Raw genomic sequence first — 22,809 nt, 5'->3', positions numbered from 1 at the left:
GGATAGCTCCTGATACTTCTCCCTTGCAGGGATGTACGGAGGGTTGAACACAACGTTAATAGGATTATCGGTTACACTCTGATGAGATGCATCTCCTGGTATACCACGCAAACCAGTGCGATCCGAAGAAATGCACGGGAAGAAAGCTGGCGCGCTTCGGGATTGCAAGACTGACACACAGGATCACCGATCTCAGAGGGTACCTGGTTCTAAGCCCGTTTTCTGAGCGAGCGCTGTCTCCGGAAGACAGATCTGCAGGAAAAGGACTTGCAGCCCTTGACTGCAGCTGGGCGGAGGCCGAGAGCGTCTTCGAGAGGATTCGTGCAAACACAAGAGCCCTGCCGTTTCTCCTTGCTGCAAACCCTGTGAACTTCGGCAGGCCCTTCAGGTTATCAACTGCGGAGGCACTTGCGGCTGCACTTTTCATTCTGGGAGAGAGGGAGCAGGCAGAGCTTGTGCTCTCGAAGTTCTCCTGGGGGCACACATTCCTCGAGCTCAACAGGGAGCCTCTCGAGGAGTACGCAGCTGCAAGGGACAGCGCTGAGGTCGTGAGGATACAGAGCGAGTACATGTGAAGGGGGAGGCTTACAAGTGGCGCTGAATTTATTGATTCACGCACAAAACAGCCCGCTCTTATCCAGCTGATGGCTCGCTCCAGTGGGTACTGATCTGGCCACGTGATCCGGCGATGATGCGTTCAGCAACATCCCCCAGCTCGCCAAGCATATAAAAACCGGCGCATCCATTTGAATTATCGGATGGGTAGAGACTGACGGAAAATAGACCTCCAACGGTCGAGAGAAACCGGTTCAGGCCAGATCTCGATAATTCATGGAGATGAGCCTGATGCAGCGACGTCCTAAGAGGAATCTAACTCGTAAGATATGATAAAAAATATAATTTTAATATCTACTCGATCTTGACCTCCTTGCCCTTCCGCTTCTCCTTCTTCTCGAGCGTCAGGGTGAGCACGCCGTTGTTGTAGGTGGCCTTTGCGCTGTCCGGATCGACAGGGCGCTCCAGCTGGATCATCTTGTAGAACCTCTTCTCGTCATCCGTCCTGATCTCGACGCTGTCCTCGGCGACATCGAGCTTGACATTGGACTTGTCCACACCCGGCAGCTCCACGAAGATCTTGTAGCTGTCCTTCTCCTCCATTATATCGACAAGAGGCTCGCGACCTATGCTGGCCTCGATGCCGCGATATGAGGGCCTGATGTTGCCGAACTCCCTGAAGATCGGCTCCTTCCCTGGCTCGACCACGTAGCTGAAGCCGTACACAAACGGCCCGTACCTTCTCACCTTGCCCTCAGGAGTCTCCTCCTCTCTGACGAGCTCCCTGAACTCTTTCGGCATCTCGGTCTCGAACCTCTTTATCATCTCCTCGAAGGGGGACAGGAACCAGTCCTCCTCAAAGCGCTCCTTTCGCTCGAACGGGAATCCTCTCATGAAGCTCTCGAAGATATCAAAGATCGACGGATACCTTCTCCTCCACATTCTTTTCACCTCGGTATGTACTAGTTTTGAAGTACTATAAATAGTTTTCTATGAAACAGGCATACGCTGATTCATGGAAAATAATTTTGCTTTGTTTCAGGCGGGCAGCATGCATGTTCACAGAGGAAATTCGCGAAGATGCTGCTGGGCATGCACCTGGATCAGAGAGATCTAAGAGCCGCTGCAGATTTGCTCCGACGCACGCCAGATTCTGGCCGCGGGATCGGATCGCTGCGGCCTGTCAGAAATCGATAGCTATCCACACAGCACCACACAAACTCTTCGATATCACATATACTTGAGGACGCTCCTATGTATTCAGCAACCTGAAGCACATGCAGGCCGGTTGCTGAATGTGCCCATTCCCTCGCCAACAGCGCATAGCAGGACCGGTGCCTCTTTGGGCAAGTTATCAGATGGATAAGAGCGTATCGATTCTGGGCTTTTCCGCTACAAATTTCAGTGGCATGTTGCATGACGATTCGAGGGACTTATCCAGCACAGCAATCCGGAGAGCAACGGGCATCATCAAATATATTTGCTCTGCCGTCATATTCGATCTGGAGATTCTGTCTGGAGGTTCTGTCATGAAGGTTGTGGTGCCGCTTGCGGAGGGCTTTGAGGAGATCGAGTTTGTGACAGTGGTTGACATCCTCAGGCGCGCTGGAATCGATGTGGAGATCGCCGGCCTCAGGGAGGGTACAATCCAGGGCTCACATGGTGTGAGGGTTATTCCGGACACCACCTTCGACCGGGTGGACCTGAAGAGTGCGGATGCGATAGTGCTCCCTGGAGGGAATCCTGGGTTCATCAACCTGGGCAAAGATGAACGTGTTCTCGACGCTGTCCGGAAAATGTCTGCAGCCGGCAAGTACGTGGCTGCGATATGCGGCGCACCGTCTGTCCTCGTGAAGGCGGGGGTTCTGGACGGCCGGATGGCCACAGTCCATCCAGCTGGAAAAGAAGAGGTGGCTGCGTGTGCGCGGTACATGGACGAACGCGTGGTCGTTGATGATAAGATTGTCACAAGCCAGGGACCGGGCACAGCCATGGACTTCGCCCTGAAGCTCGTCGAGCTCCTCGCCGGAAGGGAGGCAATGCTTAAAGTTGGGAGAGAGACGCTGGCCCTGAAGTAGGTCGATACGCTCAGATATTCATAGGACCGCCTGCCTCGCATGGGGATATCCGGTCTTCATGCAGAAGTATTCCATGCGTCATCGGTTAGAATATGCTCAATACGTTGAGGTAAATTGCCCTCTTGGCGGATTTCTGGATAAACGGCTGCGCCAGAGCGGCTTCACTTGAGCAGTAACTCAAGCAAGCTCACGATATCGAGCAAACACATCGGTTAAGATCGACATGTGTAGAATTGGACTTAATGGTCTTATCTCGCCTCAGTACTGCTATCAGGACTCAAGTCCACAGGCGGTCGATTTGAATCAAACTCTCCAATCTGGCGCGAGCTCAATTTGTCAAATTTCATGATCAATATATCTACATAAAATCTTTAACCGATGACCAATAATTTTTATTTAAAATTTATACTTTATCGGCTGCATGTTGCCGATTTGCTTCCCAAATCACCAACCTCACGATGCAAAGCTGTATAGGAGCGCTCCTATCGGCAACTTCGCAGGTGCATTGACCCTGCAACGCACTCCTGATGAGCAGATGAGTGCTACCAGCAACTGCTCCCCGAACTCCAAGTTGCTGAGCAAATGAGAGCGAAAGGAAGGACTGCGCCCAAGTTCAGAGAAAGCTCATTGACTGGCGTTTATCAGCTCCTCATAGCCGATGTAGCTCATGAGGGCATCCTTCTTGTCGCCTATCAGCTCCTTCTCCCTGCCAAGTATATCGCGAATGAGCGGGATTACAGATTCATCGCCGTCCCAGTTCCTCAGGAGTATCTCATCAGATCCTGTGGTGGTGCGCACCTGATCAGCGACCATGGCGCACAGGAATATGTCGTCCACGTATCCAACTGCCCCCTGCGATTCCTCAGGGATGATATCGGATGGCAGTATGAAATATGCTATCGCAGCTATGACCAGCTTCCACATGCGCCTGGGCAGCTCCGGATCCCCGAGCATGCGGCTCATGAGCCTGTAAAACGCAGGGGCGTATCTCACGAGATCGCTGTGCTTTCCCTCATAGCCCTCTATGTCCTTCTCGAGTATCTTGTCAAATCTATCCAAGGAGTGACCTCCTTGAAGGCCCTTGATGGGAATTATTACCGGTGATAATTAACCTTTCCGTCGCACGTCTCAGGGCGGTTTGTGGTGATGCTCGCATGCAATCACGAAAGGTTTTTAATTCAGGCCATGGCTACCTCGGTGACCATGGGAAAAACAGGAAGTGTAGTCTGGCAGAAGATAAAGGGCCGAAAGGGACAGGTCCGCATGGTACCGAGCTCAGAAGTATCCTACAAGAAGCCGGGACCCCTTCACAAGTACACATCCAGCGGTTCCAGGCGCAGATGGATGAAGAGGTCTGAGAAGGCTGCATCCACCAGATAAACCTCAACTTGTTCTGGTTCGGTATGGAGAGGTCGCTCTCAAGGACAGCTGGACCAGGTCGAGCTGGGAGAGGCTTCTGAGAGCGAACATATCCCACGATCTTCGCGCGGCCGGTATAGATTTCAGGATGACAGGAGAGGGCGGGAGGATATACGTCCACACCTCAGATGAGAGAGCCCCCTCCACGATCTCCAGAGTTTTTGGTGTTGTCTCGGTAAGCCCTGCCTACAGTGTCAGGCCAGGGATAGCTGAGATCTCCGAGCTTGCGGTGAGCATCGCCATGATGCGCTCGCCGAAGAGCTTCGCCATACGGGCGAGGCGGGCCGGAGGTGACATATCCAGCGAGAGGATAGCGGTGGAGGTCGGAGCTGCGGTTCAGCGTGCCACAGGGGCAGATGTTGATCTCAAGAACCCCGATCTGGAGATATTCGTCGAGGCCCGCCAGGACAGGGTGCTGGTCTTCACCGAGATCATGCGTGGCGTGGGGGGTCTTCCCCTCGGGTCGCAGTCCAGGATGCTCGCGCTGATCTCCGGCGGCATCGACTCTCCAGTGGCGGCATGGCTGATCATGCGTCGCGGATCTCCAGTCTCGCTTCTCCACTTTGATGCTTCGCCATACGCTGACTCCAGGGAGCAGGTGATCAGGCAGGCTGAGATACTTCAGAGCTGGATGTCCGGAAGGCATCTGGATCTGATGATCGTGCGCAACGCACGTGCGATCGAGCTCATCTCATCCAGATATCCCCGGGAGACCTGCGTTCTGTGCAGAAGGCTGATGTACCACGTCTCCTCTGTCGTGATGAAGCGGCTGAGAGCAAACGGCATCGTGACCGGATATTCTCTTGGACAGGTGGCATCCCAGACCCCTGAGAACATCATGGCAGAGCAGGTCGGGATCGAGGCGCCGCTGTACCATCCGCTGATCGCGATGGACAAGACTGAGATCATGGATCTGGCGCGCAGGATCGGCACGTACGATGTCTCCACAGGATCTAAGCAGTGCCGTGCAGCTCCGAGGAAGCCTGTGACGAAGGCAAAGCTCGATGAGATCCTGGGAATCGAGAGGGAGCTGGGTCTTAGGGAGATCGCAGTGGAACTCGCTGATGAAATGGAGATCGTGAAGGTGAGGAAGGAGAGGCAGTCTCCTTTATGAGGCGGCCCGATGAAAGCTTGTGTGGACGTATGCATGTGACCTCGCAGAGTCGCTAAGTGTCGATGGCGATCGCTGGTTTCTGTATTCAGTGATTCGAGCACTCATTCAAGCCCGTGGCCTTATGGCATCGGGATGGAGTCGATTGCGTTGGTTCCTCAGACATTTCATTCTGGCTGATCATCCAGATGACATGCCACTGTAAAGCATCCATTTATGTTGATTTTCCGGCGTCGCCACGTTCCGGTGCTTATCTGTACAATAGCATTTAGATGAATCGTCTATATGTACATGGATCTGCAACCTGCGGGACGGCTCTCTGAATAAGAGCCTAAAGGCATACAGGAGCCAGTGGTGGTATGGATATAAACAAAACCAGCAGCGTTTACCTCGCCATGATGTATGTTTACATAAAGTCCTATGAGGAGGCCATAAGCGACTTCGAAACCGCTGTCAAGGATACAGGGTTTGCGGATCTTGCGATAGAGGCGGTCAGGGAGAAGCTGCGGGAGAGGATTGAGAGGGTCTCCAGAGAGCTGGATACGCTCTCCTCCAGCAGCTGATCTGTTCTCAATTCCGTGTGACTTCGTCCCTTCCCCTGAATGGGAGGGATCTTCTGCCTGCTTTCCTATAATTGCGTGCGTTGCTCTGCAGCTTGCGTTTTTACCCTCGTTTTATCCTGGCGCGTGGAAAATGAACATGCTCGATACGTTGAGGTAAGCTGCCCTCTTCGCAGATTTCTGCATGCGTCATCGGTTAAGATCGACATGTGTAGAATTGGACTTCGCTCTTATGTATTCAGCAACTTGAAGGACATGCGGGCCGGTTGCTGAATGCACTCATACCCTCGGAAGGAACGCATAGCGTGACTGGTGCCTCTTTGGGTCAAGTTATCAGATGGATAAGAGCTTTGGACTTAATAGTCTTATCTCGCCTCAGTACTGCTATCAGGACTCAAGTCCACAGGCGGTCGATTTGAATCAAACTCTTCACTATGGGGAGATCTCAATTTGTCAAATTTAATATATTTACATAAAATCCTTAACCGATGACCAATGCAGATTTCTGGATGAACGGCTGCGCCATAGCGGCTTCACTTGATCAGTAACTCGATCACGCTCACAGTATTGAGCAAATACCGGAGACTCCTACATGGCTGCAAGTTTTGGATCTCAACGTTCGAGCACATGAACCGGAAGGGAAATGCGGTCGGAAGGAGGGCAGCCTTAGAAACAGCGCTTCGAATCCTTTCCAGGGCTTACCTGAAGATATCTGTCCTGTGCAGACCTGAGAAGCAGACCCTGTCACATCTTCCGCATCCAACGCAGCCGGGCATTCCCGCACGTATCAGCATGTGCTCCAGCTTCTCCATGTACCATGAGAGGAGCCTCTCCTCAGGTCTGGCCTTCGGGTTTGCTCCCGATGCCATTCTGTGAAATCCTGAGAGGATGCAGGAGTCAGCGCACCTGATTCTCTCCCCATCAGGCAAACCGAGATCTGCGATTGTGAAGCAGTGGCACGTGGGGCATACAAAGCTGCATCCGCCGCAGGAGATGCAATCCTTTGCCAGGGATCTCCAGTCGATCTCCCTGAGCCTGGTTCTCATGCGGTCCTGAGAGAGCCAGGGCCTGGCGTTCATGATCCTTTCGCGGCTCTCTCTCATCAGATTCCTCTTTTCCGCATCATCGCCTCTCTCAAGAAGCTCCTCTGAGAGCCTGGCGAGAACGATGCCAGCTGGCGATCCAGTCTCCAGGAGATAGCCCTCTCCCAGATCTGTGAGAAGGAGATCGAAGCCCTCGTGCGCCTCTGGTCCGGCCCCCATCTGGGCACAGAAGCAGCTCTCAGACGGCTCGGTGCAGTTCAGAGCGATGATCGCAGTTGATCTTCTGCGTTTTAAGTACAGCTCATCAGCAGGCTCGGAGAGCATTATCCTGTCCAGAAGGGAGAGTGCCCGGAGATCGCATGGCCTCACGCCGACGATCAGTCTGTTCCTGACCTCCGGGACTTTAAAGGTGTAAAGGCCGCTCTCCTGGAGGTATGCGAAGAGAGTTTCACGCGGCGGGAGAAACATCCGTGTGGGAGGGATGAGCTGATTCGGAGCGCTGAGCGCGAGATCCTCTCCTTTCCATGAGACGAGCTGCGGTTCTCCGTTTACGAGAACAGGAGCGATGATCTCGAAGAACGCGCCCGCCCTTCTGAGCAGCTCGGGTAGATCCTTCTTTTCGAGGAAGAACATCATGCGTCCTCCCTTCTGACTCTGACGGATACAATCTTAAGAGCCGGAATCTTCGAGAATTGATCGAGCTGCCATTTTGTGAGGAGATTCACAGGAGATTCCCTGAAGTGGAACGGCATGAAGAGTACGCCCTCCCTCACGTTATCGCTCAGCCTGGCCCTCGCCCTTATGGTTCCGCTCTCCGACTCCAGGATCAATCCGGTCCCGTTTCTTATTCCAAGGGCTGCTGCATCTTTTGGATTCATATCAACAAACGCCTCAGGCACCTCGCGCTCCAGTATGCAGACCCTTCTGGTCATGCTCCCTGTGTGGAAGTGGTACTGGCTCCTGCCTATGATCAGCGTGAACCTCTCATCATCCAGACTGCGTTGGTCAACATGCCTGAACACAGCACGCCCGCGCGGAAAACCGTCTCTGTAAAGTACAGGCGTTCCACGGTGCTCCTGCGTCGGGCACGGCCAGTGGATGCCGCCGCGCTCCAGCCGCTCATGGGAGATGCCGCCATAGCTCGGTGTCAGCGCCGCTATCTCCTTCATCACATCAGCCGGGGAATTATAATCCGATGAGACGCCGAAGATCTCGAGAAGCCTCGCTGCCACGACCCACTCGGGCAGTGCACTCCCCGGAGGATCGATCGCCTTTCTGATGAGCTGGACCCTTCTCTCTGTTGAGGTCACGGTCCCGTACTTCTCTGCAAATGATGCGACTGGAAGAATAACATCCGCCATCCTGGTCGTCTCTGTCGGGAATATATCCGAGACCACCAGGAGATCGAGAGACTCCAGCGCACCTCTGATCCTTGAGCTGTCCGGGTAGCTCAGGGCCGGGTTCTCTCCAGAGATGTACAGCCCCCTGATCTCAGATCCCGCGGAGCTCATGATCTCGATTGCAGTCCTGCCCCGGGATGCGGGAAGCTCCACCTTCCACGCATCCTCGAACTTTTCTCTGAACTCAGATACCCTCTGATATCCGGTGTAGTAATCTGGAAGCGCGCCCATATCGCACGCTCCCTGCACGTTCTGATGACCCCGAAGTGGATATATGCCGGAGCCGTCCCTCCCGAGATTTCCAGTTGCGAGCGCAAGGTTTACGATCGCCTGAACGTTGTCCGTGCCGTATGCGTGCTGAGTTATGCCCATAGCGTACACAATAGCAGCAGCCTCTGCGCCGCCATACATCACAGCGGCATCGTGTATGAGTTCTGCTGGCACACCGCATATTCGCTCCGCAACCTCAGGCGAGTATTCGGCGAGATGATCGCGAATATCATCGAACCCCTCCGTCCGCGAGCGTATGAACTCCTCATCGATCATCCCCTCCTGGATGACGATGTTCAGGATCGCATTTAAAAGGGCTATATCAGTGCCGGGCCTCAACTGGAGGTGCAGATCTGCGATCTCCGCCATCTGCGTTATCCTCGGATCCACCACTATGATCCTGGCGCCCTTTCTCCTGGCCTCCATTACATGAAGGGCGACCGCAGGATGCTGCTCGGTCGTGTTCGATCCGATGATCATTATAACATCAGAGTGGAGAAGGCTCTCTATCGGGTTCGTCATCGATCCACTCCCAAGAGATGAGCCGAGAGCGAAGAGCGTGGGCGCATGGCAGAGCCGCGCGACGTTGTCGATGTTGTTGGATCCGAGTGCTGCGCGGCAGAGCTTCATGAGAAGATAGTTCTCCTCGTTCGTTGCCTTCGCAGATGTGAGAACCGCGAGTGCATCAGGTCCTGAATCCCTCTTTATCTCATCAAAAGATCTCGCTATGAATGAGAGCGCCTCGCTCCAGGATGTCGGAACATGACGATCTCCCCTGCGTATCAGCGGCTCTCTGAGCCTCTCCGGGTGGTTCACGAAGCCGTGAAGGAGCCAGCCCTTTGCGCAGAGCCTTCCACTGGCGGGTGGTTTCATGGATGGGGTGACAGCGATTATTCTGTTGTCCTCCACGTGCAGATAAAGGCCACAGCCGCAGCCGCAGTAGACACAGGTCGTCTCAATCGCATCCAATGCCATCACCCTGCATGCATGGGCATTTTCATCGCTCTTTGAGATGTGCAGAAGATCCCCATCACCTGTAACACCGACCGTTCGTATTGCCGTTCGTTTGAATTTGCACAAGCCTGTGCCAGTTCCTCCTCTCCCACAGCCGCTGGGAGAGATCCTCCTCATCAACAAGCTGGCGCATCCTGTTTGTGAGCGTCCTCCAGTTCACCAGGTGACCATCGAAGTCAGGCCCATCCACGCAGGCGAACCTGGTCTCTCCCCCTACCTCAACCCTGCATGCTCCGCACATCCCTGTTCCATCGACCATTAGGGGTGTGAGGCTGACCACGGTCCTCACCTCAAATGGCCTCGACGCCTCTGAGACGACCATCATCATGAAGGGGCAGCCGTGAACGAAGATCCTGTCAGCCCTTTTGCCCTCTGCCAGGTATCTGGAGATGAACTCGTTCGCCCAGCCAGGCTCGCTGCAGCTCCCATCTCCCAGAACAACATGCAGCTCGTCGCTGAGATCCCTGAGCCTGTCCTCCCAGAATATGAAGCTCCTGCCGCGCCCCTCCACCACGGTCACAACACGGTTGCCTGCATCCCTCAGAGCTTTTATTAGAGGGATGGTCGGCCCGATCCCGAAGCATCCACAGGCGCATATCACATCACCAAAACGGGATATCTCCGTCGGCTCACCCAGCGGGCCTGCCAGATTGAGCACGTGGTCCCCCTCCTTCAGGGATGCGAGCTTCATCGTGCTCGTGCCGAGAACGTAAAAGACGACGTCAACGGTGCCCCTTTCCGGGTCCCATCCTGCCAGGCTCAGGGGCAGCCTCTCGCCCCTCTCATCCACTCTGAGTATGAGAAACTGCCCCGGACGTGCAGCCCCGGCGATCCGCGGCGCCTCGAAGCGCATGTGTATTATGTTGGGAGCAAGAACCTCTTTCTCACATATCCTGTACATGCTGCGACTCCTGGATCTTTTTTATGCGAACCGCGCAGAACTTGAGCTCGGGTATCTTTGCCACAGGATCTAGGAACCTGGATGTTAATACATTTGTTGGGGTCTCAGAGAAGTGGAAGGTCATGAACAAAGTCCCTCTCGGAGACCTGTCTGTGAGCCTGGCCCTCGCCCTGACAGATCCACGCCTAGATGAGACCTCCACAGTATCACCATCATTTATCCCGAGGGCCGTTCCGTCCTCCGGGTTTATCTCAACCACCTCCTCTCCTCGCAGGTACTCCAGATCGTGGACCCTTCTTGTCATCGTGCCTGTGTGGTAGTGATAGAGAATCCTCCCTGTCAGGAGCACCATTGGATACTCGCTGTCCGGAATCTCCTCAGGGGGCCTGTATCTCAGGACTCTGAATCTGCCTCTTCCATTTGCGAACCCATCCCTGTGCAGGTACGGTGTACCGGGGTGGCTGGGATCAGGACACGGCCACTGTATACCTCCGCCCTCAAGACGCTCATGGGATATCCCGCCGTATATCCTCGCGACCCTGGAGATCTCGCGCATTATCTCCGCGGTGGAGCTGAACGAGAATCCCTTTCTGTAGCCCATTCTGAGCGCCAGCTCCTGGAGGATCCACCAGTCAGGCCTCGCATCCCCAGGCGGATCCAGGATCCTGCGAACCATCTGGACCCTTCGCTCTGTGGATGTGAAGGTCCCGTCCTTCTCCAGTGAGCATGCGGCCGGTAGCACGACATCCGCGAGCTGCGCTGTCTCCGTCAGGAATATGTCCTGCACGACAAGAAAATCCAGGTTCCTCAGCGCCTCGACGACATGCCCTGCATCGGGCTCGCTCAGCACGGGGTTCTCTCCCATGATGTACATCGCCTTTATTCTGCCGCTTCTCGCTGCATCGAACATCTCGACCAGCGTCAGACCGGGGCGCTCAGGTATGCTCATCCCCCAGATCCCCTCGATCATGGCCCTGGCCTCGGCGCTCAGGACGCTCTGGTATCCGGGCAGCATGTTCGGGAGCGCTCCCATATCACACGCCCCCTGGACGTTGTTCTGACCCCGGAGCGGGTTTATCCCACCGCCGGGCACGCCTATGTTGCCTGTCATCATCGCCAGATTCGCGAGCGCAAGCACGTTATCGGTTCCTGAGGCATGCTGCGTAATGCCCATCGAGTAGACTATGGAGGATGGCTTGCCGTTTGCGTAGAGCAGCGCGGCCTCTCTGATGAGCGACTCCTCGACGCCTGTGATTTTGGAGATGGCATCCATCTGAATATCATCGAGGGATCTCGCAAAATCCTCGAAGCCCTCGGTGCGGTCCCTGATGAACTCCACATCCTCGAGCCCTGCATCCTTTATCGATCTGCACATCCCCAGAATGAGGGGCAGATCTGTCCCAGGACGGTTCCTGAGCCAGATGTCTGCGATATCGCACAGCTCGATCCGGCGCGGGTTTATCACGATGATCCTGGCGCCCCTCCGCCTCGCCTCCTTTATGCGAAGGCCTATAACCGGATGCTGCTCTGTGGTGTTCGATCCTATGACCAGTATGCATTCAGCGCTCCTGATATCATCTATGGAGTTGGTCATCGCGCCGCTGCCTATCGCAATTGACAGACCCGATATCGTTGATGCGTGGCAGAGCCTTGCGCAGTTATCTATGTTGTTCGTGCCCATAACAACCCTGGCGAATTTCTGGGCCAGATACACCTCCTCGTTGGTGCACTTGGCAGATGCCACCATGCCGAACTCATCGCCTCTGAAGGAGCTGAGACGCTCTGCGATCAGATCCAGCGCCTCGTCCCAGGTGGCACTGACGAGCTCTCCGTCTCTTCTTATCATCGGGGTCCTGAGACGATCAGGGCTCTCTGCGAACTCCAGCCCGAACCTGCCCTTCACGCAGAGCTGCCCCTCATTTGCTCCGTCCCTGTGACCTCTGACCCTCACGATGTGGTTGTTCCTGGCGCCAACCTCCATCTGGCAGCCGACCCCGCAGAACGGGCATGTAGTAACCACACTCCTGTCGGCCCGCTCCCACTTCTCGATCCTCGCGTAGAGAGCACCAGTCGGGCAGGCATCGACGCATGCCCCGCAGAACTTGCAGTTGCTATCGATGAGCGACTCTGGTCCGATCCGGCTGCCTCTGTGATAGTCTGCGATCATCTGGAGAACACCCTCGCCCCTGAGCTCAGAGCATATCCTGGCGCATCTTCCGCACATTATGCAGAGATTGTAGTCCCGGTCGAAGAACGGCTCCCTGAGCACCGGCATTCCCTTGTATGAGACAGGATATCTGATCCTCTCAAGTCCGAGGTGATCTGCAGCCATCTGAATCTCGCACTCCCCATCCTTCGGGCAGTACTTGCATCCCACTGTGGCGGGAAACTTGCGCATGCACTCCTTTAGCTCAGAGCAGTCGCGTTTGCGCTCGCAGATCAGGCAGCTCACGGGGTGGCTGGTGATCGCAAGCAGGAGCTCCAGCGTGTTCCTCCGGATATCCTGTATCTCAGGGGTGCTGGTGCGAACGACCATACCGCTCTCCGCATACGTGGTGCAGGCCGTCGGATACGTCTCCCAGCCTGCGATCTCGACTATGCAGAGCTTGCAGATGCCTATCGGCTTCAGATCCGGGTGATCGCAGAGCGCCGGGATGTAGATTCCGGCCTTTCGTGCTGCATTCAGGATCGTCGTCCTACTGGGGACCCTCACCTCAACACCGTCGATCGTAAGGCATATCTCGTCCATGTCAATACCGCTCGCGAGATCACTCGCCGCGGGTTTGGGCTGATTGTATTAGAATATTGCCGGTGAACTGCTGCGCATGTTTGCAGTCTCTCAAGTAAAACCCGTGATTTGAGGCTGGACGGTCTGCTGCTCGAATAAGGTACAGCAAAACCGGCATTTATTGCATTCAGACAGAAATGAATGCTGCAGATATCGATGGCTGAAGAACTGGAAAAGGAGATGATGCGGGTGGAGAGAACTCACATCATGCCAGGCGGGAATCCACCCATTCCGCCCATTCCACCCATCCCAGCCATTCCACCCATTCCGGGCATTCCGCCCTGCATCTGGCCCTCCCTCTCCTCTTCCTCCTCCTTCTTCTTGGCGGCGATCACATCGTCTATTCTGAGTATAAGGTTTGCTGCATCTGTTGCGGAGTAGATCGCCTGGACCTTCACCCTGAGAGGCTCGACGACGCCGATATCCCACATGTCCACGATCTCCCCGGTGTATGCGTTGAGTCCGTATGTGCTGCCAGACTTTTCGTGTTTGCTTCTCAGAGCTACCATCTTGTCGATCGGATTGAAGCCGGCGTTCTCGGCGAGCGTCTTTGGCACAACCTCCATCGCCTCGGCGAACTTCTCGACCGCGAGCTGCTCCCGGCCCTTCAGAGATGCTGCGTACTGTCTCAGCCTTATGCTCACGGCAGTCTCGGGTGCGCCGCCTCCGGCCAGCAGCTTGCCGCTCTCAATCGCTGTGGCAACGGCGTGAAGGGCATCATCCAGCGCCCTCTCAAGGCTGTCGACGACCTGCTGTGTGCCACCGCGGAGTATCAGTGACAGGTATCCGGGATTCCTGCATCCTGTGACGAAGGTCATGGGTCCTGCGCCCACAATCCTCTCCTCGACGAGAGCCGCCTCGCCGAGATCCTCAGGCCTCATCTCATCCAGGTTTGTTATGAGCCTGCCACCCGTGGCGCGAGAGAGCTTCTCAAGATCGCTCTTCCTCATCCTGCGGTACGCCATGATCCCCGCCTTGGCCAGGAAGTGCTGTGCGAGATCATCGATGCCCTTCTGGCAGAAGACAACATTGGCGCCGCTTCTTATGACTTTGTCAACCACCTTCCTGATCTCCTCCTTCTCATGGTCCATGAAGAGCTGGAACTGGTCGCCGGATGTGATCGATATCTCTGCCTTAGTCTCGGTGTCCCTCCTCTCGATCGGGACATTCAGCAGCGCGATCCTCGCATTCTCAACCCTCGTCGGCATGTTCTGGTGGACTCTTTCCTTGTCTATGATCACTCCCCTGACGAGCTCCGAGTCCTCGATCCCGCCGCCCACCCTCTTCTCAACCATCACGTTGTCCAGATCGACGACGGTCTTTCCGTTGAACTTGTCAACTGTGGAGAGCACAAGATCGACAGCGTATCTTGCGACCTTGTGGCTCGGGGTCTCAGCGAGCTTTCCGGTCATCGCGGTTATGGCAACCTTCTCAAGAAGCTCCCTGTCCTTCTCCGAGACGTCTCTCGCTATGCTGTTCAGGAACTCCACGGCTTTTCCTGCAGCCAGTGCGTAGCCTCTTGCGATCACTGTTGGATGCACGCCCTTCTCCATGAGCTCTCTCGCATGCTTCAGCAGCTCGCCTATCAGTATGGCCACTGTCGTGGTGCCATCTCCTACCTCCTTGTCCTGGGTCTTCGCTGCCTCCACGACCATCTTGGCAGCTGGGTGCTGCACCTCCATCTCTCTGAGTATGGTGACTCCATCATTGGTTATCGTGACATCCCCAAGCGCATCAACAAGAAGCTTGTCCATGCCCTTCGGCCCCAGGGTTGTCTTCACGGCGTTTGCGACCGCACGTGCAGCCATTATGTTGTTCTCGATGGCCTCTCTGCCAGACTCCCTCTGGGTGCCCTCCTTGAGTATGATTACCGGTACTCCTCCTAACGCAGCCATAAGCTCGCCTCCACTATCGCAGGATCACAGTATTTGATCTTCTATAAAAGAATTTCCAAGCATGCCTGCTTCAGGCGATGGGAGAGGGGAGCATAGATGCTTCCCGCGTGTGTGGTTGGTGCACGGTCTTGAATTGCTGGGTGAATCTGCTGGAATCGGCAGCCTCGGGCGGGATATTCCATAGTGCGGACAGGTTGAGCCATGCGGATTTCACTGATACGTGTATACGACCCGGGATCAATCAGGCCTCAGGACATCGATCACGGTGCACATTCTGGCTTAACCGATAAATCTATACGTCATCAATCACATCTGCACTTTCGATCAGAGGATGTCTTTATCTGGCTGAATCTGTGGTATCATCTCATGGGGGTTTTGCATGATCAGGGCGTTCATCAGAATGCTTGTTCCTCTGCTAATGATTGCTCTGGTTGCTGGGGTTGTTGCGGCACAGACCGGGGCCGAGGGGACATTCGTTCCGGTATCCGGCCAGCAGGTTGGCGGAGAGTTCGGAAGGGCATGGCTCCAGAACTTCCTCAGGTACAATGAGCCTCCTGTGGAGGCGGATCAGGTGAACGACCTCTGGAGCTGGGGCGGGGCTCCAAAGGGGAAGAAGATAGTCGGGGGCAGGCTCGTTCCGGATATGACTGTGAACCACACAAACCTGACCTCAGACTGGCTAGGTGAGATGCCGCTCGGAACGATCGTGAACCTTAATGGGAGCAGGTATGCCACCCTGAAAGAAGGTCTCCCACTCTCGCCGCTGTATCTATCAGATGATCCGTGGGTGAGGGCGCAGCAGCTTGGTGCGATAGTAAGGACACCAACGGATTACTACTACCCGCTGATCTGATGCAGCCCATCTAGCGGAATCGATACGCCTGATACCATGATTGATCGCCAGTGGCACGCTCTGGAAGAGCGAGCCGTCTCGTGGCATCTCTGATTGCACCCTGGAGGCAGCATTGCATATCAAGGAGATCGAGCTCAGGAACTTCAAATCGTTCGGCAGAAGGGCTCTCGTACAGCTTAAAAAGGACTTCATAGTCATCACCGGGCCCAACGGAAGCGGAAAATCGAACATCATAGACGCTCTTCTCTTCTCGCTCTGCCTCACAAGCTCCAGGGCGATGCGCGCCGAGAGGCTGCCCGATCTCATATACCGCGGTGACGATGGGAGAGCGCCGGACTTCGCAGAGGTGACGGTGAGGCTCGACAACAGCACCAGGACCATGCCTGTGGAGAGCGATGAGGTTGTCATCACGAGACGCATAAAGGTCAACGGAGACAGATACCACGCGCAGCACTACCTGAATGGAAGGGCATGCACCCAGGCCGAGCTCCAGGAGCATCTGGCGAGAGCTGGCATAACTCCTGAGGGATACAATGTGGTGATGCAGGGGGACGTCACGAGAATAATCGAGATGGGCCCCACGGAGAGGAGAAGGATAATCGATGAGATCGCCGGAGTCTCCGAGTTCGAGGAGAAGAAACAGCGCGCAATGGCTGAGCTCGATGTCGTCAGGGAGAGGATCGCCCGCGTGGATGTCATACTCGAGGAGGTTGGCCAGCAGCTCAGGCGGCTCCAGGCCGAGCGCGACAGGGCTCTGAGGTACAGGGCATGCCGCGAGGAGAGGAAGCGGCAGGAGGCCTACCTTCTGCTTGCCAAATTTAAGGAGTCCGAGGTGGAGCTCAGCGCGCTGGACAGCGAGATTGCATCCATCACATCCGAGAAGGCCCAGCTTCTGGAGAGGCTTGAGATAGGAAGAGAGGAGCTTAGGGCCCTGGAGGAGCGGCTGAAGGCTGTGGAGGGCGAGATCAGCCACAGGGGAGAGGACGAGCAGCTCAGGGTGAGGCGCGAGATTGAGGAGATCAGGGGCAGGATCGCGAGAGAGGAGACGAAGATCGAGACTGCGGATGCTGATATACAGGAGGCGGAGAGATCCCTGAGCCAGTGCTTTATCGAGATGGACAGGGTGCGAACGGAGATAGCATCCATCTCAGAGCAGCTCAGTGATATGGCTGTGAGAAGAGCTGGCCTCCAGGGGGAGCTGGACGAGCAGATATCCCAGCGTTCATCGCTCCGATCAACCATCTCCGATGCCGATAGCAGGTTCGCAAAATACAGGGAAGATCTGACCAATCTACTTAAAGAGATTGAGGAGGTTCGTTCGCAGATCGGAGAGAGGGTCAGAGAGAGGGATCGACTTCTCGATGCGATCCGCAGGGCTTCGATGGAGAAGGAGGAGATTGCCACAGAGATCACCGAGGCGCTGAGCAGTATCTCCGCTGCATCCACAGAGTCTGAGAGGCTCGAGGCAGAGATCGAGTCGCTCGCCTCAGAGGCGATGGGTCTCGATAAGAGGAAGGACGAGCTGGAGGCGAGGAGGCTCAGTCTCCGGAGGGAGCTGGCCGAGCTCGACAGGAGCCTTCAGAGGCTGCAGAGTGAGTACGCCAGGGTCGAGGCCCAGGTCAGGGCAGCCGAGGAGAGGTCAGGCTACAGCAGAGCAGTGGAGGCAGTGAGGTCTGCGATGAAGCGGGGCATACTCCAGGGCCTCTGCGGGACGATCGCGGAGCTTGGGGAGGTGGACAGGCGGTATGCTGCAGCTCTTGAGGTCGCAGCCGGTTCAAGGCTCCAGAGCGTGGTCACGGAGAGCGATGAGGACGCAGCGGCCGCGATAGATTACCTCAAGAGATCCCAGATAGGCAGGGCGACCTTTCTGCCGCTCAACAAAATGGAGGTCGGATCGCTGCCCGAAGTTCCAAGAGCCCCGGGAGTCGTCGACTTCGCCCTGAACCTGATAAGGTTCGATGATCGCCTCTATCCTGCCTTCTGGTACGTCTTCCGGGATACACTTGTCGTTGAGGATCTTGATACCGCCAGGAGGATGATTGGCAGGTACAGAATGGTGACCCTCGATGGGGATCTGATCGAGCGGAGCGGGGCGATGACAGGCGGCCACTACACATCACGCCTGAAGTTTGCAGCAGAGGAGAGCAGGAGGCTTGTGGGGATATCAGAGCGCATATCATCCACTGAAAGCAGCAGGAGCGAGCTGCTCGAGAATCTCGATTCCATCGAGGAGGAGATATCATCCATCAGCAGAAAGCTCGAGTCCCTGGACAAGGAGATCTCCAGGAGGACGTTCCTGCTGGAGGAGAAGCGATCGCTGAGGGGCAAAATGGAGCGGCACATCGAGGAACGCAAGTCCAGGCTGTCAGAGATCGAGAGGAGCAGCGAGGAGTGGAGGAGCAGGCTCACAGCGCTGGAGCAGGAGATGCAGGAGCTTGAGTCACTCCTCTCGGAGAAGGGGGATATCAGGGAGAGGCTGGAGCGGGAGATGCAGGGCTCAAAGATCCCTGAGATGATGGCGCTGGTTGAGCAGATCGAGGGCGAGATCAGGAGGCTTGAGTCGAGGATAATGGATCTGGACTCTGAGATGATGCGCTGCAGGCTGAAAGAGGAGAGTCTGAGGAGCAGGCTGGATGAGCTTGCGAGGACTAAGGAACTCCTGGAGTTCAAGAAAAATGATGCGATCCAGAGACGCAGCTCAGCGCTCTCGAGCATAGATGAACTCAGAGCTTCACTGGAGGAGATGATAAAGAGAGAAAAGGACCTTGACATCGAGCTCAGCGGCCTGAAGGGGGAGAGGGGGTCCCTTCTAGAGAGCATAATCGGCAAGGAGCGTGAGATTGGCGGTACTGAGAGGAGCATTGAGCGTCTCGATGCGAGGCTCATGGCCGTATCCAAAGCCAGAGAGGAGATATCCGGCAGGATGGAAACGCTCAGATCCGAAATTGAGGGAGCAGGCATCGATCCCTCCGAGACTCCTCCGAAGAGCGAGACGATAGCTGCGAAGATCAGGGCTCTGGAGGAGGAGATGGCAGCGCTCGAGCCTGTCAACATGCTCGCCATCGATGAGTACGAGCGCGTTGAGAAAAGGTTCCGCAACCTTAGCGATCGCAGGGAGGTCCTCCACAGGGAGAGGGAGGGGGTCATAGAGAAGCTGGAGCGCTACGATCAGCTCAAGAAGGATGCCTTCATGAGCTGCTTTGCGGCCGTGAACCAGAACTTCAGGGAGATATTTCACGAGCTGTCAGGCGGAGACGGAGAGCTTGTGCTCGAATGCCCCGACGATCCGCTTAGCGGAGGCATGACTATAAGAGCGAGGCCCGCGGGCAAGGTCTTCCACAGGCTTGAGGCGATGTCTGGTGGGGAGAAGAGCCTCACCGCGCTCTCACTGATATTCGCAATACAGCGGTTCAGGCCCGCCCCCTTCTATGCCATGGACGAGATCGACATGTTCCTTGACGGGGCGAATGTCGAGCGCGTGGCGAAGCTCATCAGGAGAATCTCCAGGGATGCGCAGTTCATAGTGGTCTCGCTGAGGCGCCCCATGATACAGCAGGCCAGCTACACGATCGGAGTCTCGATGCAGGATAAGAACATCAGCAGCGTGACCGGCATATGTCTGAGCTGAACCCTGATTCGTACACGGGTCTGGAGATGAGCGACCCGGCTGAGGTGCTGGTCGAGCTTGCCAGGAGGGGAGAGCTCGACCCATGGGATGTGGATATAGTCAGGACCACCGAGAGGTTCCTGGAGTACGTTGAGTCGCTGGCGCAGAGGGATCTGCGGATACCCGCCAGGACTCTTCTTTACGCTGCGATCCTCCTCAGAATGAAATCCGACGCGATGGAGGATCAGGAGGAAGAGGAGGAGAGCCCGGAGGCTTCTGTGGAGACCCCGGAGGAGATGGCGTACACCCTGCCTCAGCCGCCAGTTCGCCGTCGCACAAGACGACCGGTCACGCTTGACGAGCTGATAGCGGAGCTCAAAAAGGCAGAGATGATCGGCAGGAAGAGGGCGATACGCCAGCGCCTCGAGGAGCCTGAGGAGGAGATAGTGGACCTCTCCCACGAGGAGGGCGTAGAGGACAGGATAAAGATGCTCTCCCCTGTGATAGAGGATATGCTGAGCATGAAAGAGAGGGTTGAGCTTAAGGATATCGAGGGTGACAGGATAATGAATTACCTTGCGCTGCTCTTCATGGCTCAGAGAAAGCAGATATGGCTCGAGCAGGAGCAGCTCTTCGGGGATCTCTTCATCACACGCCCCGGAGGAGGCATGTGAGCGCGCTGCAGTATTATCTGCAGATCTGCATCTCACGGTGAGTCATGCTGATCCGGATCGCATTTGATCCGTCCGCATGATCCATGCCCCATATGACGTGCTCATCCAATGCATCTGAATAAAACTAAACTGGACCTCCACAAGCGTAAAGGCTATAATCAGATCGTGCATCGTTATACAGGATTTTATGAACGAGATTTTGCAGATACTCTCTGAGAACGCAAGGGCAACACCAGCGGAGATCGCGGCTCTTCTCGGCAGAACCGAGGAGGATGTGGCACGCGAGATAAAGGAGCTGGAGGACTCGGGGGTTATAAGAAAGTACATCACGATCATAGACTGGGAGAAGGCATCTGAGGGCTATGTTTACGCGGTTATAGAGCTGAAGGTGGCCCTGCAGCGGTCAACAGGCTACGATTCCGTGGCAGAGAGGATTGCAAGATTCTCCGAGGTTCAGTCTGTGCGGCTCATATCAGGGGATCACGACCTCTCGGTCACAGTCCGCGGAAAATCGATGAGGGATGTGGCATTCTTTGTGGCAGAGAAGATCGCTCCCCTGGAGGGCATCCAGTCGACATGCACTCACTTCATACTGAAGAGCTATAAGGAGCACGGGGTCATCCTCACCGATAAACCCAAGCCCAAGAGACTGGTGATAACAGCATGACAATTCTCAGAGAGGTTCCAGCATGGAATGCCGAGGCCCATCTCTCCCGGACTGTTAGAGATCTGCCGCCGTCCGGGATCCGGAGATTCTTCGATCTTGTGAATGAGATGGACGAGGCGATAAGCCTAGGGGTCGGCGAGCCGGACTTCGTCACGCCATGGCACGTCAGGGAAGCCTGCATATACTCTCTCGAGTCAGGCTACACATCATACACGTCCAACAAGGGGATGCCCGAGCTGCGTGAGGCCATCGCAGATTTCACGAAGGAGCATCTGGGCCTCGATTACGATCCCGGCGACCAGATACTCGTGACCACGGGTGTAAGCGAGGCTGTGGATCTTGCGTTCAGGGCGACGCTCAATCCCGGGGATGAGGTGATAGTGCCTGAGCCCTGTTATGTCGCATACGTTCCGGACATAATACTGGCAGGCGGCGTGCCCCGGCAGGTATCCACAAGGATAGATGATGGGTTCAGGGTCACTCCAGAATCGATCCTGCCGGCGATCACCGAGAAAACCAAAGCTCTGGTACTGAGCTATCCGAACAACCCGACGGGCGCGATAATGACACGCAGCAATCTTGAGGATATAGCAGATCTGGTTATTGAGCACGACCTTCTCGTCATATCTGATGAGGTCTACAGCATCCTCACATACTCAGGGACGCATGCAAGCTTCGCACAGCTCGATGGGATGGGCGAGAGGACGATCATACTCAACGGCCTGTCGAAGTCGCATGCCATGACCGGCTGGCGGATAGGCTATGCGCTCGGCGATCCGAGGATCATAGGCGCCATGACAAAGATCCACCAGTACACGATGCTCTGTGCCCCGATAATGTCGCAGATGGCAGCCATCGAGGCCCTCCTGCATGGAGAGGAGGAGATGCTCAAGATGAAGCACGAGTACAACCTCCGAAGGCGGCTATTCGTCTCCGGACTGAACAGGATAGGGATGCCGTGCATAGAGCCGCAGGGTGCCTTCTACGCGTTCCCCTCAATCATGGATACAGGGTTGTCCTCAGAAGCCTTTGCAGAGCGCCTGCTCAGGGAGCAGAAGGTCGCGGTCGTTCCCGGGAATGTCTTTGGACAGAGCGGCGAGGGATTTTTGAGGTGCTCCTATGCCACATCCAGGGAGGAGCTGATAGAGGCGCTGGACAGGATCGAGACATTTCTGAGCGGGCTGTAGCAGGTGGGCTGATGCTCAGATCCCGGTTTCTCAGGAGGGAGAGAACGGATGGATTGCTCAGGCCCTTCGCAAGGCTTGGCCTCCACCCCATAGCGTGGTCTGTGTTCTCCCTGCCGTTTGCATTCGCTGGCATGCTGCTCCTGGGGAGAGGTGATCCGATCGCAGGACTGCTGATGTTTCTGGCAGCCGGTGCCATGGATGTCATCGATGGAGCTGTTGCGAGGGCGACCGGCACGGTCACGTTTCTCGGCGCATACATAGATGGGGTGATAGACAGGTATGTGGAGATAATGCTCATCGTCGGGCTAATGCTCTACCTCGGCGGTCGCATCGACCTGAGACTCTCTTTGCTTTTTTCTCTCCTCATCTTCGGATCCCTCATGACAAGCTTCGTCAGGGCCTATGCAGATCACAGAGGTCTGGTCAGAGATCAGGAGGCGCTCAGGAGGATGGGCGGGCTTCTGGAGAGGGCGGAGCGTCTGATGCTGCTCTACGCATGCATAATCGCAGGGCTGTACAGCATGGATCTTGTGGTGCTCATGTTAACTATCACAGCACTGCTCGCAAACCTGACCGTGATCCAGAGGGTCTTTCTGATTCTGAATTATGCAAGAGGAAATTCAGGACAATCCTGACCGAGAGCATATGGCCGAGTCTCAGAATAGGGACAGCATCCTGGTCACACTCTGACACTCTGGTTCTTGGAACAGAACACACCGGACGGTACGGATCCTCAGAGGATCTGGCTGGAGATATGCCGGCATTCTGAGTAATATTTTTAAGCTAG

18 protein-coding genes are annotated in these 22,809 nt (G+C 55.7%); 11 read left to right on the top strand and 7 right to left on the bottom strand.

Annotated elements, in window-relative coordinates; all coding sequences use genetic code 11:
* Positions 1-86: 86 nt before the first annotated feature.
* Positions 87-575 (top strand): DUF367 family protein, encoded by a 489-nt coding sequence (locus tag QHG98_00590; GenBank protein MDH7596231.1) that lies wholly within the window; start codon positions 87-89, stop codon positions 573-575.
* Positions 576-909: 334 nt separating this feature from the next.
* On the opposite strand, the gene QHG98_00585 is transcribed toward QHG98_00590, so the two are convergent.
* Positions 910-1,497: an Hsp20/alpha crystallin family protein gene (locus QHG98_00585; protein ID MDH7596230.1), complete on the bottom strand. Its 588-nt coding sequence runs from the start codon at positions 1,495-1,497 to the stop codon at positions 910-912.
* A 587-nt stretch (positions 1,498-2,084) separates the two neighbouring features.
* Between QHG98_00585 and QHG98_00580 the strand changes: the two genes are divergently transcribed.
* Positions 2,085-2,633 (top strand): DJ-1/PfpI family protein, encoded by a 549-nt coding sequence (locus tag QHG98_00580; GenBank protein ID MDH7596229.1) that lies wholly within the window; start codon positions 2,085-2,087, stop codon positions 2,631-2,633.
* A gap of 624 nt (positions 2,634-3,257) precedes the next feature.
* Here QHG98_00580 and QHG98_00575 read toward each other — a convergent pair.
* A complete protein-coding gene (locus QHG98_00575) occupies positions 3,258-3,692 on the bottom strand; it encodes a DUF1232 domain-containing protein (GenBank protein MDH7596228.1) in 435 nt (144 codons plus the stop codon).
* Positions 3,693-3,818: 126 nt separating this feature from the next.
* Here QHG98_00575 and QHG98_00570 point away from each other — a divergent pair, with 126 nt between their 5' ends.
* The 3 genes from QHG98_00570 to QHG98_00560 all read left to right on the top strand — a co-directional run bounded on the left by QHG98_00570 (position 3,819) and on the right by QHG98_00560 (position 5,726).
* Positions 3,819-4,013 (top strand): DUF5350 domain-containing protein, encoded by a 195-nt coding sequence (locus tag QHG98_00570; GenBank protein ID MDH7596227.1) that lies wholly within the window; start codon positions 3,819-3,821, stop codon positions 4,011-4,013.
* Entirely contained in the window at positions 3,997-5,166 is a 1,170-nt protein-coding gene (thiI, locus tag QHG98_00565; GenBank protein MDH7596226.1) for a tRNA uracil 4-sulfurtransferase ThiI, read from the top strand. The genes QHG98_00570 and thiI overlap by 17 nt, the downstream gene beginning before the upstream one ends.
* Before the next feature lie 356 nt (positions 5,167-5,522).
* The gene (locus QHG98_00560) at positions 5,523-5,726 is read left to right on the top strand and encodes a hypothetical protein (GenBank protein MDH7596225.1); all 204 of its coding nucleotides are present in this window, start codon (positions 5,523-5,525) and stop codon (positions 5,724-5,726) included.
* Positions 5,727-6,421: 695 nt separating this feature from the next.
* Here QHG98_00560 and QHG98_00555 read toward each other — a convergent pair.
* The 5 genes from QHG98_00555 to thsB all read right to left on the bottom strand — a co-directional run bounded on the left by QHG98_00555 (position 6,422) and on the right by thsB (position 15,034).
* The gene (locus QHG98_00555) at positions 6,422-7,399 is read right to left on the bottom strand and encodes a 4Fe-4S dicluster domain-containing protein (GenBank protein MDH7596224.1); all 978 of its coding nucleotides are present in this window, start codon (positions 7,397-7,399) and stop codon (positions 6,422-6,424) included.
* Positions 7,399-9,411 carry a formate dehydrogenase subunit alpha gene (fdhF, locus tag QHG98_00550; protein MDH7596223.1) on the bottom strand — a complete coding sequence of 671 codons (2,013 nt, stop codon included), beginning with the start codon at positions 9,409-9,411 and terminating at the stop codon, positions 7,399-7,401. The genes QHG98_00555 and fdhF (QHG98_00550) overlap by 1 nt, the downstream gene beginning before the upstream one ends.
* Before the next feature lie 55 nt (positions 9,412-9,466).
* Positions 9,467-10,351 (bottom strand): sulfide/dihydroorotate dehydrogenase-like FAD/NAD-binding protein, encoded by an 885-nt coding sequence (locus tag QHG98_00545; GenBank protein ID MDH7596222.1) that lies wholly within the window; start codon positions 10,349-10,351, stop codon positions 9,467-9,469.
* The gene (fdhF, locus tag QHG98_00540) at positions 10,335-13,100 is read right to left on the bottom strand and encodes a formate dehydrogenase subunit alpha (GenBank protein ID MDH7596221.1); all 2,766 of its coding nucleotides are present in this window, start codon (positions 13,098-13,100) and stop codon (positions 10,335-10,337) included. The genes QHG98_00545 and fdhF (QHG98_00540) overlap by 17 nt, the downstream gene beginning before the upstream one ends.
* 239 nt (positions 13,101-13,339) lie before the next feature.
* Positions 13,340-15,034, bottom strand: coding sequence for a thermosome subunit beta (thsB, locus tag QHG98_00535; GenBank protein ID MDH7596220.1), 1,695 nt, complete (start codon positions 15,032-15,034; stop codon positions 13,340-13,342).
* Positions 15,035-15,413: 379 nt separating this feature from the next.
* On the opposite strand from thsB, the gene QHG98_00530 reads away from it, so the two are divergent.
* The 6 genes from QHG98_00530 to QHG98_00505 all read left to right on the top strand — a co-directional run bounded on the left by QHG98_00530 (position 15,414) and on the right by QHG98_00505 (position 22,657).
* On the top strand, positions 15,414-15,887 hold the full coding sequence (locus QHG98_00530) for a hypothetical protein (GenBank protein ID MDH7596219.1): 474 nt from the start codon (positions 15,414-15,416) through the stop codon (positions 15,885-15,887).
* 112 nt (positions 15,888-15,999) lie between these two features.
* Complete coding sequence (gene smc, locus QHG98_00525; GenBank protein MDH7596218.1) at positions 16,000-19,515, top strand: chromosome segregation protein SMC; 3,516 nt, start codon at positions 16,000-16,002, stop codon at positions 19,513-19,515.
* Positions 19,503-20,168 (top strand): segregation/condensation protein A, encoded by a 666-nt coding sequence (locus tag QHG98_00520; GenBank protein ID MDH7596217.1) that lies wholly within the window; start codon positions 19,503-19,505, stop codon positions 20,166-20,168. The genes smc and QHG98_00520 overlap by 13 nt, the downstream gene beginning before the upstream one ends.
* A gap of 187 nt (positions 20,169-20,355) precedes the next feature.
* Entirely contained in the window at positions 20,356-20,835 is a 480-nt protein-coding gene (locus QHG98_00515; protein ID MDH7596216.1) for an Lrp/AsnC family transcriptional regulator, read from the top strand.
* Complete coding sequence (locus QHG98_00510; protein ID MDH7596215.1) at positions 20,832-22,022, top strand: aminotransferase class I/II-fold pyridoxal phosphate-dependent enzyme; 1,191 nt, start codon at positions 20,832-20,834, stop codon at positions 22,020-22,022. Before QHG98_00515 ends, QHG98_00510 begins: the two co-directional genes overlap by 4 nt.
* Before the next feature lie 11 nt (positions 22,023-22,033).
* Positions 22,034-22,657: a CDP-alcohol phosphatidyltransferase family protein gene (locus QHG98_00505; GenBank protein ID MDH7596214.1), complete on the top strand. Its 624-nt coding sequence runs from the start codon at positions 22,034-22,036 to the stop codon at positions 22,655-22,657.
* Positions 22,658-22,809: the final 152 nt, after the last annotated feature.

Origin of the sequence: Methanothrix sp. (genome assembly GCA_029907715.1) — an archaeon.
Taxonomy (GTDB): Archaea; Halobacteriota; Methanosarcinia; order Methanotrichales; family Methanotrichaceae; genus Methanothrix_B.
This window is presented reverse-complemented; position numbering and strand designations above follow the sequence as displayed.